Here is a 15,018-nt window from a genome sequence, read left to right as displayed (position 1 = left end):
CGGGCACGTCACGGCCCGCCGGAGCGTGCGGTGCGACTCCACATCCTAGGCCATCCGTCCTCCGCGAATTCGAAGATCTAGCCCGGGTGCCACCGACCTAACTACTTCTTCTTGCTGAGACCGCTACCAGGATCGGTCGTAGTCCAGGACTTTCCAACGGTCTCGGGATGAGAATCAAATTTGCCGCCCTTGTCCGGGAAGACGGTCCCGTCCTTGCCGCCCATCGAAGTGAGCTTGATGTCCTGCCCGCTGGATATCCGGTTGTTGACGTCGTCCTTGGTGGCATTGCCGTAAAGATCCTTGTAATCCTTGCCGAGCACATTTTCGCGGCTGGGGTTGTTGTTCCCCAGATATGCCTGCACGTCCTGCTTGCTCCAGTTCGCGGGGAACATCGTGCTCGCCTTGGGCCCGTCCGCCCCGGCCTTCGTATAGACGATCTCGTGCAGCTGTGTGAATTTCCCGCGATGTGCCAGGACAGTGATGTCATTAGGGAGGTACGGCGACTTCCCGGTCTTGTTGTTGATCACATTGTCGGCGTTGAACTTGCCCCGTCCCGGCGAATTCTCGTAGGCGTGAAGGCCGGTCGGCTTGCCGTTGGTTCCCTTTTCTCCCTTGAAGATGTGCTTGTTGAGGTGCTCCTGCTCGCCGTACTTGCCGGCGACCTTCTCGATCGCTGTCTTCGGCGGGTCGGCGTTCGGGTGGGTTTTGCACGGGACGAGCCCCAGCGGGTCCGCCCATGCGTGCGGGTTCCGCACGTAGGCGTGCTGGTTGGGGCCACCGTCCAGGCCCAGCGGGTCGGGGCTGGCGTAACGCCCGAGGAACGGGTCGTAGTAGCGGTAGAAGTTGTAGTGCATGCCGGTTTCGGCGTCGAAGTACTGACCGGGGAAACGCAGCGGGGTACCCGCTCGCGCCGATTCGGCATGGGGAGAACCACCCCACAGGGTCGTGCGATGCACCCAGGAGACGCCGCCCTGGTCATCGAGGAGTTCGGTGGGTGTACCGACCAGGTCCGTCACGATCGCGTGGAACTTGGAGTTGACCCAGTCCTGCGGGCCGCGCTGTACCCGTTCTGCCTGCGTTAGCGGCCGGAAGGACCCCGGTTCGTGGTCCCAGACGAGGACGTGCGGCCCGGGCTGACCCTGCCGGTACCCGGCCTGCTCCGCCAGGACGTGACCGTCCCAAGTGAAGTCGACCCCTTCGAGCACGGTCGTGCCGTCCGTTCCGAGCCGCTGCTTTGCGATACGGCGTCCGATCGCGTCGTAGCGGTATGCCCAACGGGTTCCGTCCGGCGTGAGCACGCCGACCAGACGGTCGTCGGCGTCCCAGGAATACCGCCAGGTCTCGGGCCGGTGGGAGAGGTGCTTTCGCTGACGGAGGACGAGCCTGCCCTGCGCGTCGTGCTCGTACCGGACTCCGCCCGCGGCACGAACCAAGGTTCCGCCGTGGACGCGTTCACCGAATTCGTCCTCGTTACCTGAAGACGGCCAGCTGCCGTGCGTGATGTTGCCCGCGGCATCGTAGGCGTAGCGCTCCGACCAACCCGATCCCTGGACCGCGAGCACCTGGCCCGCGTGGTCGAGGGTGAAGGTGCGTGGGCCCGTGAGCTGGTCCTGGACTCCGGTGAGCGCGCCGTCCGCCCGGTAGGCGTAAGTGCGCTGCTGCGCGGAACCTCCGCCGGCTCCGGTGATCGTCTGGGCCTGAAGCAGGTGGGCGGCCGTCCACGACTGGCCGAGCACCAGGCACGCCCCGACGCTGCGACGCACCTCCCGGCCCGCCTGGTCGTACTCGAAGCGCAGCGTCCTCCCCGCGGAGTGCAGCGCGATCGGCTGATCGTTGGCGTCGTACTCCCAGGTGCTCTCGGCGCCGGACGGGGTGCGTCGCCGGACCCGGCGCCCCAGCGGGTCATACTCGGAGGTCACGGTGCGTCCATTGATCGTCTCGGCGAGCACCCGCCCCACCGGGTCACGCTGGAAGACGACTCGACTCGCTCCGTTGACCGCTTCCAGCACTTCCCCGGTCTCGCTGAGGGTGAACCTCGCGACGTCGAAACCGGTGCGGCGTTCGACGACGTTGCCCAACAGATCGAGGCTGAACCGGGTGACCTCCCCAGCACCGTTGGTGCGCTCGACGAGTTGGCCCGCCGCATCGTAGGCGTACTGCAGGGTGCGGCCGTTGAAGTCGACTTCACGCACCAGGCGCCCGGCCGCGTCGTACTCGTAGCGCCACACCAGCCGTTGCGGATTCGTCACGGAAACCAGGCGCATCTCGGTGTCGTAGCCGAACTCCATCCGAGTGCCGTCCGGGCGGGTTTCCGCGGCGACGAGGTCGAAGTGGGTGATTTCGGTGGTGGAAACCTCGGCGAACTCGTCGCGGTGTTCGCGCTGGTTTCCCTCACCGTCGTAGACGCGGCGCTCGACCGTGCCGTCTGCTCGCTCGTGCCAGGCGAGCTCACCGCCGACCGTCCAGCCGAACCGCTGCACCCCGCCCACCGGGTCGGTGATCGCGGTGACCCGCCCGAATCGATCGCGCTCGTACCGGGTGGCCGCACCGAGCGCGTCCACGAATGCCGTGGGAAGCCCACTCGCGTCGACTTCCACGGTGCTGGTGTTGCCCAAGGCGTCGGTGATCGCGGTGAGGTTGCCGTGCTCGTCGTAGCTGTAGTGGGTGGTGGCTCCGCAGGCGTCGGTCGTGGAGCGGAGATTTCCGCTCTCGTCGTAGGTGTGGCGGGTCGTCGCGCCGTCCGCTTCGACGAATGTGACCGGCAGGCCAGACTCGTCGTAATCGCACCTGAGCTGGGTGCCGTCCGGCCGCGTGATCGCGAGGACGTTGCCCCACTCGTCCCGGTCGTAGCGAACGCTGCGACCGAGCGGATCGGTGCGCTTGCGCAGCCGGTCGAACTCGTCCCATTCCGAGCGGACCTCGTTGCCCAGCGGATCGACTTCGAGCACCGTCTGGCCGCGTTCGTTGAGGTGGTAGGCGGTCTGGTGTCCCAGCGAGTTCGTCCACCGCGTCACCCCGTCCTCGTAGGACATGGTGCCGCTGAGGAATCCGCCGGAGCCGTCCGCACGCACCACCCGGCCCTCGTGGTCGTAGCCGTAGCGGTACCAAGCCTCGTTCCGGTCGGTCCAGCTGGTGATCCGGCCCGCGTGGTCATAGGTGAACCGCAGGGGTTTCCCGGAGCCGTTGATGACCTCGGACAGCAGGCCGTGCTGGTAGCCGTAGCGGACCAGAGCCAGGTCGGCGCCGCCATCGGCGCCGCACAGGTGCAGGGCCGTGATCAACCCGTTCGCGGACTCGACCCGGATGCGGTAGCCGCCGCTGTGCCGGATCTCGGTCGGCACTCCGGCTTCGTCCCGGTCGAAGTCGATGCGGTGCCCGTTGCGGTCGGTGATCGCCCGCAGCGGCAGCACCGAACCACCGCTGCCGAAGTGCAGCGTCAGGTCTTGCTCCACCACGGTGATCGTGTAGCCGTCATCGGTCAGCGCGAGCGGGTTCCGCGCCCCGGCCTGCGGCAGGGACACCGGCGTCGGGTGCGGGTAGAACAACAGCGTGCCGTCGTCGCCCGCGAACGACAGACCCGCCTCGTCCACCTCCAATCGCTGGTCCACGGTGGATGCCCAGTTCGGGCCGAAGAACCGCCCCACCCGGTACGACGACAGGTGCACCCGGCGCAGCACCAGCGGCAGCACACCCGCCAGCTCCACGTCGACCTGCGGGAGCACCACATCACCGCTGGCCACGTCGATCGGGTCGCCGCAGGTGTTCTTGTTCTTGTCCGGGGTGCGTTCCCGGTCCGCGCCTCGGTTGTTGTCCCGGATGTTCCGGCTGCCCGCCGGATTGGTCCCGTCGGGAGACTTGTCGTCCTTGTTGCCGTTACCGCCTGCCGGGGAACCGCCGTCAGACGACTTGTCCGAGCCCGTCGAGTTCGTCTGGTCCGGCCCCTTGTCGTTGTTCGGCGGGGGCGTGGGGTCCGGGGTCTTCTCCGCGTTCGCGGAGTTGTTCGAGGCCGGGCCGTCCGGGCCGCCGCGGCTGCCGCCGCCGGGCGGCGGGGACTTCGGGGGCGGGCCGGAGGAACCGTCCGATTTGATCTTCTTCAGCGCGTCGGAGGCCTCGCCGAAGCCCTTGCCGAGCTTCTTGAGCATCGGGACGAGGGCCTTCATCGCCTTGACCAGCTTCATGGTGATGTCGGCGATCTTCGACGCGACCTTGGCGACCTCCGCGATCACCTGCGGCACCACCCAGGTCAGGCCGATGCCCAGCGTCGCGATGACCTGCAGCGCCCAGCTCACCAGGTGGCCGACGAGCTCCGCGATGATGTCGCGGACCAGCGTGCGGACCGCCGCCACGACCTCACCCGCGGTACCGATGCCGCTCGAAGCACCGTCGGCCGCGCTCTTCGCGGCCTCCAGCAGCGTGGCGGTGTCCTCGCTGCGCTTGCGGTAGGCGTCCCCGGCCTGCCCCGTCCAGCCCGCCGTGTCGGCCTTGACCATGTCGGTCAGGTCCGTGCTGATCGCGGCCAGCTCACCGGAGATGTTCTTCCACGTCTCCGAATGCGCCTTGATCTCGTCCGGATCGCCCGTCAACGCGTCCAGCGCGTCCGAGACCGGGCCGACGTGCTCCATCAACCACCCCACGCCGGCGGCGAGGATCGAACCGAACGGGTCCATCGCCATGCCGAGCGCGTCCAGCGCGGTGCCGGTCGCGCCGAGCACACCGGCGGCCCAGTCCCCCTGCTCGATGGCCTTCTTCGTCTCATCGACCGATTCCAGGATCGGGACGCCGCTGAAGGACTTCGTCGAATCCTCGCGCTCCGCCACCAGTGGATTCGCCACGGGGCCATCACCTCAAGAGTGTGAGCCGGGTTGCCCGGCATGTGCTGACAACGGGGGCACCACGAGGGCGCCGAGAACACGGGCCGGTCCCGTGATCCGCTTCGTGATCGTCCGGGCGCGTCAGTCCCGCAGCGGGTCGAAGTCGGGGCCGAAGTCCCCGTCGTCGTCATCGACCGGCCTGCGCCGCGGCGGCTTCTTCGAAGCCGGGGGCGGAGTCGCGTTCGGCGGTGCGGGCGGGGCCGCGGGCGGCGGCTTCGACTGCTCGTCGTCCTCCGGCGGCGCCCACTTCCCGGAATCGGGCTGGTCGGGCTCGGGCTCGTCCGGTTCCTCGGGGAACCGCTCCCGGAGGTTGTCCAGCATCATCGACCGGGTCTGCTGGTCCTCGTCACCGAGCTGCTCGGTCATCACCTCGCCGACTTTGGCCGCGATGTCCGACTGCGCCTTGCGCATGGTGTCCATGATCTGCGCGGACAGCTCCTGCAGCGGCATCGAGCGGATCTTCTCGGTGAACTGCACGTCGGTGACGCTGCCGTCGGCGCGCACCGTCACCTTCACCCGCCCGTCCGGGCCGGTGGCCGTGAGCCGGATCTGCTCGGTCTGCTCGCGCACCGCCTGGTAGCGCTGGGCCTTCTCCGCGAAGCCCTGCGCCCACTGCTCGATGCGCCGTTCCGCCTCGTCCGGGTCGCTGCCGAGCGCCGCGAATCCACCGGGTCCGGACATGCTCCGCCTCCATCACAAGCTCAGTACTGCTGACAACGTTCGGGTGCCGCTCAGGCTTCGTCGGGTGCCGCTCAGGCTTCGTCGGGTGCTTGCCGACCGTGCGGCGCGTTCTGGGGCGTGGCGTGCTGGTAAGTCGGCGTGGCCTGCTGGAAAGTCGCGTCAACGCCCTGCAACACCTCGTGCTGCTGCGACACCTGCCCCGATTCCGCACCGCCATACGGCGCGTTCCGGGGCGTGGCCTGCTGATAAGTCGCATCCGTGCTCTGCAACACCTCGTGCTGCTGCGACACCTGCCCCGGCTCCACACCGCCATACGGCGCGTTTCTCGGCGTGAACTGCTGCTCGGACCCGAACTGCTGCGGCGCCGAACCGCCGTTCGCCCCGTTCATGCGCGTGAACTGCTGCTCCGACTTGCCCTCGGGCAAGTGCTGGTTCTCGAACTTCCGGAAGGACTCGGCGTTGTCGTCGTCGTTGGCGTCGTACTCCTTCGCGGTGGTGCGGATGTTCTCCGCCGTCACCTCGACGCCCTCGCGCGCGGCCTTGAGCGCGTTGACGCCCTCCTCCTCCGTCGGATTCACGATCGGCGGCAGGAACGAGCACAGCAGCCCGTAGGCCTCGTCGGACATGCTGACCTCCTGCGCCGCCGAGAGCGCGGTGCCCAAGCGGTCGGTCAGCGCGTCCAAGTGACTCGCGTGCGCCCTCAAGTCCTCGGAGACGACTTCGTAGGCCATGGCCGAAACTCCTCACGATGAATGTCCGCGCGGGATCCGCCGCACGGATGACCGGCTCGGCCGGTTCAGCGGTCCAGCAGGTCCTCGAAGTCCACTGTGGACATCACGTCGGCGACGCGTTGTTCGATGCGACCGTGGTCGGCGGGCATGATGCTGAGCCACTCGCCCTCGTTGACCACCAGGTACCGACCCTGGTGGGTGTCGAACCAGGTCACCAGCGTCGCCGCCCGCCGTCCGCCGCCGGAGACACCGATCTGCCCGCCCGCCCGGCGGTTGGTCGCCAGCTCCAGCAGCGCGTCGACGTCCTCCGCGGGCATCCCGGCGCGCAGCAGCGCCGTGCGGTCGTCGAGATCTCCGCCGAACGGATCGTCGCCGAAGTCGTCCTCGCTGTCGGCGACCTTGGCCAACGTCTCCTTGCGCACCGTGAACCCGCGGCCCCGCCCCGCATCCGCCGGAGCGAGCACGCCCACCGCGACGCTCGCCAGCGCCCGCGGCCGGAACCCCCACAACCAGACCTGATCGTCGGTGAGCATCGCGAGCACGCCACCACGAGCGTTCACCGCGGCCAGCGCTCGCACCGGCCCGTCCGCCGCACCGACGACGTCCACCGAGAACTCGTGGTCGGACAGCAGCCGCAGCAATCCCTCCAGCTCGGCGTCGAGCCGATCGCCCGAAGCGAGATCGCGGGCGGCGAGCTTGCGCAGCACCTCCCCGGCGAGCTCGGCGCGCTCCTCCATCGTCGCCCCGATGCTCGGCACCCGGAGCGGGTACGGCGCCCGGCCGAGCCCGAGCGACCCCATGACCAGGTCGAATTCGTAGGCGGACAACGCGAAATCCGGTTCGCTGCTCATCGTCTGGTCCTCAGGAGTCCTTCTTCTTCGGCTTGCCGCCACCGATCACCGGCGGCGGCAGGTCCGCGCCAGGAACCTCGACGATCGGCGTGCTCTCCACGTACTTCGCCCGGCGTTCCTCGTCCTCGCCACCACGACCGCGCCCGGCCGCGGCACCCGGCGCGCCCATGCCGCCCGCACCGGCACCGGCCGAACCGGAACCGCTCGCCGAGCCACCGCCGACCGGGCCGCCCGCGGGACCGCCACCGGGCCCCATGCTCACCGAGGACCGGCCACCGGCCCCCACGTTCGAACCGCCCGAGCCCGACGACCCGCCAGGTCCCGACGACCCGCCGGAGCCTCCGGCTCCCAGGCCGCCACCCGCCCCACCAGGACCGGACGTGCCCGGGATCGGCGGGATCGCCCCGCTCCACCCGGAACGACCGTTCGGCCCCGGGCCGTTGCCGCCACCGGGCCTGCCCGGACCGGTCGGCACGCGACCGCCCGGCGCGACCGGGCCACCGCCGCCGGTGTCGGTGCCGGGCAGCGGCGGCAGCGGGCGGTGCTTGATGGTGGGCGGGTCCACGTTGCTCGGCTTGGTTCCGCTGGGACGGCTGCCCTGCGGGCTGGTGCCGTCCGGACCGGTCTTGCGGTCCAGCGGACGCCTGCCCTGGTTCTTCCCGTCACCGCCGCCGAATCCGTCCAGCGACGGCACGCGAGCGCCGGGGCCGCCCTGCGGGCCGCCCTTGTCGCCGTGCAGCTGCGGGGTGCTCTCCAGGTGCGGAGCACTGGCCGGGGCGTTCGACGCCGGAACGTTCGACGCGGGCGTGTTCAGCACCGGCATCCGCTTCGTCTCCTCCGCGCCACCCGGTGGCGGCCCACCCGGCTGCTGAGCTCCGGGCACCTCGCCCGGACTCGGCGCCCCGGCGGAGTCGGTCACCTGCGGGTTCGCGGAGAGCGGTTCCCGCGGCTGAGACAGGGTTGCCTTGACGCCTTGCTTCTGCTCGTCGCGGATCGGGTCCGGCGGCGGCTCGAAGCGCGGGGTGCTGCCGTCCACCACGCGGGACGAGATCTCCATCCGCTCCATGACGGCGACGGCCTCGTCGTGGGCGGAATCCGCCTTGACCGCCTGCTCCTTCATGTCCTCGGTCGCGGCCAGCAGGCCCGCCAGCACGCTCTTCCCGCTGCCACCGCCCAGGACGCCGTAGAGGGAGACGATCTCGTCGCGGAACTCGACGTCCTTCGGCTCCGGCATGTTCGTCTTGGCGTCTTCCATGACCCGGCCCTGCTCGCCGATCCGCTGGCCCAGGTCACCGGCGGTCTGACCCGCGTCGGACGTCCAGCGGGCGAGCTCGTGGATGGCGCCGCGAGCGGACTTCGCCGCCTCGCCCTGCCACCCCTCCTCGGTGCCGCGCAGCCGCTCGGCCATGCGCTCGGAGGACTCCCCGATCTCCGCGCCCATCCGCGCCCAGTCCTGCGCGAGCTCACCGACGCGGCCGGGTTCGTTGCCCTGGTGGACCGCCTCGTAGAGCTCGCGATGGCTGCGCGAACTCCAGTTCTGGGTGTCCCGCAGCACCAAGTCCGAGCCGGCGACGAGCGTGGCCGACCTCGCCCGCATCGGCTCCGCGGTGGACTGCTCTTCCTGCGTCATGCTCTCGTTCCCCTCGCACCGCGTCCGCATCCGGCGTCCGCACCTCGGCCACTTCCCTGCGACGGCCTCCGCAGCCGATCGCGCACCCGTTTCCGCTCGTTGATGTTCACGCGGCGTCTCGCACCCGGGTGAACACCCGACTCGGGACTCAACGGTCCGGTACCGGCGGAGCGCACGATCGGCGCCGACGCAGCACGAAAGCGGCCGGGGCGAGTGCCCCCGGCCGCCACGACGCGCGGCTCACAGCTGCGACTTGAGGTTCTGGAACATGTCGACCGCGTGCTCGTCCGCGGTCTGGTAGCGGCGCATCGCCTCGGCCACCGCGTCCTGCGCTTCGTCGAGCACCTGGCGGTACTGCGTGAGCACGCCGGTGAACGAGTCGCCCTCGCTGGTGGCCCGGTCGGCGAACTTGCCCGCCATCGCCTCGCCCACGGGGTTCTGCCCCAGCGGCGCGCGGCGGCCGAGGTCGTCCGAGCGGCGCAGCCAGGCGTCGACCTGGTCCAGCTGCTCGGTCAGCAGGTCCTGGACTTCGCGCCCCGCCTCCGGATCCAGCTTCAACCGACCGGCCGCCACGTCCGTCCGGAGCGTGCCGACCGCAGCCGCCGAAGCCTGCAATCGCTGCTTGGCGGCCATCATCGGCTGCGCCTGCTCGGTTCCGACCTGCATCGGACGCAGCTCGGCTTCCTCTCCGCCGCTCATGACTCCCCCTCGGAGTTCACCATCCACAACACGACACGCACCGACGGACCCGAACCCCCCGGAACGGGGACCCACCGGCGGTACCAGATCTACCGGAGCCGCCGCGCCCGGCAACAGGGCGATCACGGTGATCGTTACCGCCTCGCGATCACTCCTGCCCTATCAGGCAGAAATTTCGCCGCGAACTCAACCTTCGGCTGCGCCGAACGTCCATTTGTTGGGGAAACCTGCGATTTCCCAGGCCGGGAGACATCGGTCACGAGTCGCCCGAAAGGGCACCGGTGGACGGCGGCCGTCGCGCGTCACCGTAGCCGTTCGTCGCGGCACCGCCACGATCCCGGAGACGTCGCGGTGCCCGCCACTGCGGCGGGTCAGCGCAACGATCCGGTGGTCGACCGCGCGAGGTCGACCACGAACCACACCACGGCGAGCGCGAGCGCTCCCGCGACCACGTAGTTCATCGTCACCCACTCCGCGGTGCCGATCAGGCTCGGCACCACGGCGATGGCGGCCATGACGAGTACCAGGAAGTTGACCAGGTTGCGGCGGGTCGTCTTGGACATGTTCTGCTCCGTTCACTCCGCACCGTGCGGTGCGCTCTCGTTCGCTGTCAGCACTGAGCTTCTCGGAGCGGAGCCGCCCGCACATCGGGCCCGAGGACGAACCGGAACCGGCACCACCGGCCGAAAGTACGAGACGACGCGGACGTGGTTCCCTTGCCCGGCAACGGAACCGAACGCGCAGCGGGCCGTGACCGGCGACCGCAGGCCCCGAGTACCATCGGCGAATCGTTGCCGCTTTGGGGAGAACGCATGGTGCCGACCGGTGTGGAACAGGGCGACCAGCACTCCGCCGCGGACCCGGTGAACACCGGCCCCGCGTTCCTGCGCAGGCGCTTCGGCCAGATCGTGCTGGATTCGCTGCTGCGCACCACGATCTCGATCGTGCTCGTGCCGCTCGTGCTGCCGTTCGCGTGGCTGGTGCGGCAGTTCGGCGCCTCGGCCACCACCAGCCTGGTCGGCGGTTTCTCCGTCTACTTCGTGCTGATGGTGGCGCTCGCCTGGTGGTGGCACGTGTGGTTCCCGCACCGCCACGGCGACCAGACCCCCGCGATGCGCTGGCTGAAGCTGCGCCTGATCGACCTCGGCGGGGACGAGCCGGGCCTGGGGCAGTACAACGCGCGATGGGTGCTCACGGCCGCGGACTCGATGTTCTTCGGTCTCGTCGGCATCGTGCTGATCATCGTGACACCGCAGCACCAGCGGGCCGGCGACATCGTGGCCCGCACCCGCGTGGTGCGGACCGACGTCAGCTGACGAGGCCCTGCTGCCAGGCCCAGATCGCGATCTCCGTGCGGTTGCGCACCGACAGCTTCTGCTGCGCGCTCGCCAAGTGCGACTTCACGGTGGACAGCGACACGTGGAGCTCGGCGGCGATCTCCGCGTTCGTCGCCCCGCGCGCCACCGCCAGCACCGTGTCCAGCTCCCGCTCGCTCAGCGGCGCGTCCCGGCGGTTCATGCGGCGGCGCTCGGGCCGGGTGAAGTGCGACAGCAGCCGGGTCGTCACCGACGGCGAGATCATCGACTCCCCGTCGGCCGCCGCGTGCACGGCGTTGACCAGCAACGTCGCCCCCGCGTCCTTGAGCAGGAAGCCGCGCGCCCCGGCCAGCAGCGCGGCGTAGACGTTCTCGTCCACGTCGTAGGTGGTGACCACGACGACGCGCAGCGGATCCGGCACGTCCGGCCCGGCCAGCAGCCGCGTCGCCTGCAGCCCGTCGACCTTCGGCATCTGGATGTCCATCAGCGTCACGTCAGGCCGCAGCTCCCGGGCCAAGTTGACGGCGGCCTCACCGTCCGCGGCCTCGCCGACGACCTCCAGTTCCGGCTCGGCGCTGAGGATGAGCCGGAACCCGGTCCGCACCAGGGTCTGGTCGTCGGCGATGAGAACGCGAATGGTCACCGGGGGCCTCCTTGGCCGTTGCCGCCGGCGTCCTGCGGAGGTGCGATCGGGAACCGCGCGGTCACCCGCCACCTCCGCCCCGGTGCGGGACCGGCCTGCACGGTCCCGCCGACGGCCTGCACGCGTTCGGCCATGCCGACCAGCCCGTAACCGGAACCCGTGCGGTCCGGCGATACCGACGGCACGTTGTCGTTTTCCACGACGAGCACGAAATCCGCACCTTCGCGGCGGCCGGTTACCCGGGCCTCAGCGGCGTCCGGGGAGTGCTTGCGCGCGTTGGTCAGCGCCTCCAGCACGATCCGGTGCGCCGTGGTCGCGAGTTCCGGGTTCACCGGCACCTCGTCGAGGTCGGCCGCGACGTCCACGGTGGCGTGCACGCCCGCGGCCTGCCGCACCGCTTCGCCGAAACCGGTGCCGTGCGGGAGGGAATCGTCATCGTCGGTGCGGAGCATACCGACGAGCCTGCGCATCGCGGCCAGCGCTTCGGCCCCCGCCTGCTCGATCTCGGTGTAGACCTCGACGGGATCCTCCGGCGAGACCCGCGGATTGCTCGCCAGGGCGCGGGCGGCGTTCGTGCGGACCACGATGCCGCTCACGTGGAAGGCCACGAGGTCGTGCAGCTCCCTAGCCAGCCGCAGCCGCTCACCGGTGCGGACCTCGGCGAGCTCACCGCGCCTGCGGTTGTCGGCGTCGCGCAGCACCAAGCCGATCGACAGCGCGATGCCCCAGGTCAACGCGGCCGCCACGGCGATCAGCGTGAGCGCGGTGCCGTCGTAGCGCAGCAGCGAGGCGGGCACCAGCGCGATCAAGCTGCCCACCGCGACCAGCACCGCGGGCCGCGGACGCAACCGGCGGCAGCACGCGCCGACCAGCAACGACAAGCCCACGACCTCCGCGCCGGCCGGCACCTGCCCCGTGGCGAACCCGGCGTAGCCGAGCCCTTCGCTGATCACCGTGCTGAGCAGGCTCAGCACGATGGCGGCGGCGGCGAGCACGCCGACGTGGGCCGGAAACCGCCGCCGCAGCACGGCCAGCAACGCGACTATGGTGCCGCTCGGCGGAATCAGCAGTGCCGCGGTCGTTGAGATGCTCGCGTCGATCCACGCCATCGACACCGCGTCCGCGACGCAGGCCACCACCAGCGCGACGGCCTCCACGGCGAACAACCCGCGGCGGGCGGGCGGCCCGAAGAACCACGGACTGCTCATGATCACCGACCTTATCCCAGCGGGGAGCGCAGATCACCGCGGCGCCTGGACGTCCACGACGTACCGGTTCGAGTCGGGCAGGAAGCTCAGCACCAGGCCCACCGCGGCCAGGCCCGTCCCGACGTAGGACGCCGCCCCCACCGGGCCGAACAGCGCGAGCAGCTGCAGCACCACGAACACCGCCAGGACGATCCGCGCCCAGTTGCGCCCGGCCCGCAACTTCAGGCTCAACCACACGTAGACCAGCACCGACACCACGGAAATTCCCAGCGAGAGGTTCACGAGCATCGAGTTCAGCTCCGGCGGCACGCCGGGAACCGGGGGTTGCGAACCGGAGAACAGCTCGATCGCTCCCCACACCATCGGGATCACCGCCGAGGCGAGGTAGGCGAGCACTGCGGAGTTGATGGTCGACGGAGCGGAAGGGATGTGCACGTTCGAAGTCGTCATGGCCGGAAAGCTAATCGTCGCGAAGAATCCGCGGCAAGCTCTTCCGGCGCATTTCGTACTTTCGGCCATCCGCCTCATTCCCGCGAACTAGAAGCGCCGCGGAACAATTCATCCACGAGACCAATGCACAAATGAGATCTCGCCCGCGAACAATCGATCCGACCACTTCTCACTGGAGGTTCGATGCGTGATTCAGCGAAGCGGGCGGCGCTCACCGCCGCCTGCCTGGGACTGGCGGTGACCGGCCTGCCCGGCGTCGCCTCTGCCGCCGAGAACACCGCCCCGCCGAAGTACTCCGGCCAGCAGCTCGCCTGGGGCCCCTGCCCGTTCGAACCGGCCGAAGGCGCCCTGCCCGCCGAGTGCGCCGTCGTGACCGTGCCCCGCGACTGGGCGAACCCGGAAGCCGGACCCGACCTGGCGGTCTCCATCAGCCGAGTGCGAGCCGGCGGCGAACGACAAGGATCGCTGCTGGTCAACCCCGGCGGACCCGGCGCGCAGGGCAGCTCGATGGCCGGCTCGATCGCCGGGATCGAACCGGACCTGCACCAGGGGTACGACCTCATCGGGATGGACCCGCGCGGCACCGGCCACGAAGGCGCGGACGCACCGCAACAGCCGGGATTCCTGTGCGACGTGCCCCTCGACCGATTACCCCGAGGCACCGACCTGGACGCGCGGGACCGCTCCGCGGAGAGCATCGCCGAACATCAGAAAACTCCCCGCGCCATCGCCGAAGCCTGCCAGAGCGACGCGGTCGCCCCGTACATCACGACCTGGCAGACCGCCCACGACATGGATCTCATCCGCGCACTCCTGCACGAGGAGAAGCTCAACTACCTCGGCTATTCCTACGGGACCTGGCTCGGCGCGAAATACGCCTCCCTATTCCCGCACAATTCGGGCCGGATGATCCTCGACTCGAACGTGAACTGGCAAGGCAGGTTGCAGGCCGCGTTCGAGGACTTCCCGCGCATCGGCCAGCGCTGGTTCGACGACGTGTACCTGCCGTGGACGACCCGGCAGTTCCCCGAACTCGTCGGCACCGACGTCGACTCCGCGCGGCGCACCTGGGAAGACGTGCGCGCGTTCTACGCCGCGCAGGGCATCGCCCCGGACAGCTTCGACGCGATGTTCGTCGGTGTGGGCAGCGAGATCGGCTGGGCGTTGTCGAGCTCGGTGCTCATCGCCGGCATCAACGAGATGAACGGACAGCCACCGGAACCGGCCCGCTCCGCGGCGTTGCAGACGATGCTCGACGAGCAGGCGCGGGCGAACTTCGGCGTCCCGCTCACCGAACTGACCCCGCAGCGGGTCGCCGACGGCCTCGCCGAGGACTACGCGCCGGTGTCCGGAACGCGGTACGCCGTCGCCTGCGGTGACCAGCCGACCCGCTCCGCGCAGTGGTACGAAGAGCTCAGCGACCACCAAGGACCGGACCTGCCGCTGAACGGCTGGGCCTACGGGCTGAGCGAGACCTGCGGGTACTGGTCCGACGCCCCGCGCCAGGAGTTGCCGCAGCTGCCGCCCGAAGTCGCGGCGAACGTGCTCGTCGTCCAAGGCGAGTTCGACCCGCAGACCGCCTACGAGCAGGGCGGCGCCGCCGTGGACGCGGCCGGCGGGGTCAGCATGGTCTCGGTGGACGACTCCCCGACGCACGGCCAGTACGCGATGGCGAACAACCCCTGCGTGGACGGCATGGTGAACGTGTTCCTGCTGCACGGCTCCCGCCCGGCCGACGCCGTGTGCCCCTCCGTGCCGCTGCTCGGCGAGGACGAGGTGTTCCCCGTCGACGGCCCGGTGACCTCGGCACCCGCTCCGATGCCCGCCGACATCGGCACCGGCCCCGACCACCCCGAACTCCGCCGATCCCTCCAAGACCAGATCAGCCGAGCCACCCACACCCCCGCCGCCTGACCCGCACCGGGGCGCATCGCGCCT

Annotated in this window: 12 protein-coding genes; 2 read left to right on the top strand and 10 right to left on the bottom strand. The window is 70.0% G+C overall.

The genetic code is table 11. The features are described from left to right. Positions 1 to 101 precede the first annotated feature (101 nt). The 7 genes from BJ969_RS04130 to BJ969_RS04100 form a co-directional block, all read right to left on the bottom strand. Positions 102 to 4,832, bottom strand: coding sequence for an RHS repeat-associated core domain-containing protein (locus tag BJ969_RS04130; RefSeq protein WP_343071212.1), 4,731 nt, complete (start codon positions 4,830 to 4,832; stop codon positions 102 to 104). 120 nt (positions 4,833 to 4,952) lie between these two features. After that, positions 4,953 to 5,552, bottom strand: a complete 600-nt coding sequence (locus tag BJ969_RS04125; protein ID WP_184477451.1) for a YbaB/EbfC family nucleoid-associated protein — start codon at positions 5,550 to 5,552, stop codon at positions 4,953 to 4,955. A 71-nt stretch (positions 5,553 to 5,623) separates the two neighbouring features. Beyond that, the gene (locus BJ969_RS30750; RefSeq protein ID WP_184477449.1) at positions 5,624 to 6,283 is read right to left on the bottom strand and encodes a type VII secretion target; all 660 of its coding nucleotides are present in this window, start codon (positions 6,281 to 6,283) and stop codon (positions 5,624 to 5,626) included. 65 nt (positions 6,284 to 6,348) lie between these two features. Further along, the gene (locus tag BJ969_RS04115; RefSeq protein ID WP_184477447.1) at positions 6,349 to 7,134 is read right to left on the bottom strand and encodes an ESX secretion-associated protein EspG; all 786 of its coding nucleotides are present in this window, start codon (positions 7,132 to 7,134) and stop codon (positions 6,349 to 6,351) included. A gap of 10 nt (positions 7,135 to 7,144) precedes the next feature. Beyond that, positions 7,145 to 8,764, bottom strand: coding sequence for a WXG100 family type VII secretion target (locus BJ969_RS30465; protein WP_184477445.1), 1,620 nt, complete (start codon positions 8,762 to 8,764; stop codon positions 7,145 to 7,147). Positions 8,765 to 9,004: 240 nt separating this feature from the next. Continuing rightward, on the bottom strand, positions 9,005 to 9,463 hold the full coding sequence (locus tag BJ969_RS04105) for a hypothetical protein (RefSeq protein ID WP_246456675.1): 459 nt from the start codon (positions 9,461 to 9,463) through the stop codon (positions 9,005 to 9,007). 371 nt (positions 9,464 to 9,834) lie between these two features. Next, on the bottom strand, positions 9,835 to 10,026 hold the full coding sequence (locus tag BJ969_RS04100) for a hypothetical protein (RefSeq protein WP_184477443.1): 192 nt from the start codon (positions 10,024 to 10,026) through the stop codon (positions 9,835 to 9,837). Between the two features lie 249 nt (positions 10,027 to 10,275). On the opposite strand from BJ969_RS04100, the gene BJ969_RS04095 reads away from it, so the two are divergent. Further along, positions 10,276 to 10,779, top strand: a complete 504-nt coding sequence (locus BJ969_RS04095) for an RDD family protein (protein ID WP_184477441.1) — start codon at positions 10,276 to 10,278, stop codon at positions 10,777 to 10,779. Here the strand turns inward: BJ969_RS04095 and BJ969_RS04090 are convergent. The 3 genes from BJ969_RS04090 to BJ969_RS04080 are packed head-to-tail and all read right to left on the bottom strand — an operon-like array spanning position 10,772 to position 13,080. Then, positions 10,772 to 11,422: a response regulator gene (locus BJ969_RS04090; RefSeq protein WP_184477439.1), complete on the bottom strand. Its 651-nt coding sequence runs from the start codon at positions 11,420 to 11,422 to the stop codon at positions 10,772 to 10,774. The genes BJ969_RS04095 and BJ969_RS04090 overlap by 8 nt on opposite strands. Beyond that, on the bottom strand, positions 11,419 to 12,630 hold the full coding sequence (locus BJ969_RS04085) for a histidine kinase (RefSeq protein ID WP_184477437.1): 1,212 nt from the start codon (positions 12,628 to 12,630) through the stop codon (positions 11,419 to 11,421). Before BJ969_RS04085 ends, BJ969_RS04090 begins: the two co-directional genes overlap by 4 nt. A 33-nt stretch (positions 12,631 to 12,663) precedes the next feature. Next, a complete protein-coding gene (locus BJ969_RS04080) occupies positions 12,664 to 13,080 on the bottom strand; it encodes a hypothetical protein (protein ID WP_184477435.1) in 417 nt (138 codons plus the stop codon). A 183-nt stretch (positions 13,081 to 13,263) separates the two neighbouring features. On the opposite strand from BJ969_RS04080, the gene BJ969_RS04075 reads away from it, so the two are divergent. Next, a complete protein-coding gene (locus BJ969_RS04075) occupies positions 13,264 to 14,994 on the top strand; it encodes an alpha/beta fold hydrolase (RefSeq protein ID WP_184477433.1) in 1,731 nt (576 codons plus the stop codon). Positions 14,995 to 15,018 lie beyond the last annotated feature (24 nt).

Source organism: Saccharopolyspora gloriosae, assembly GCF_014203325.1.
GTDB lineage: Bacteria > Actinomycetota > Actinomycetes > Mycobacteriales > Pseudonocardiaceae > Saccharopolyspora_C > Saccharopolyspora_C gloriosae.
This window is presented reverse-complemented; position numbering and strand designations above follow the sequence as displayed.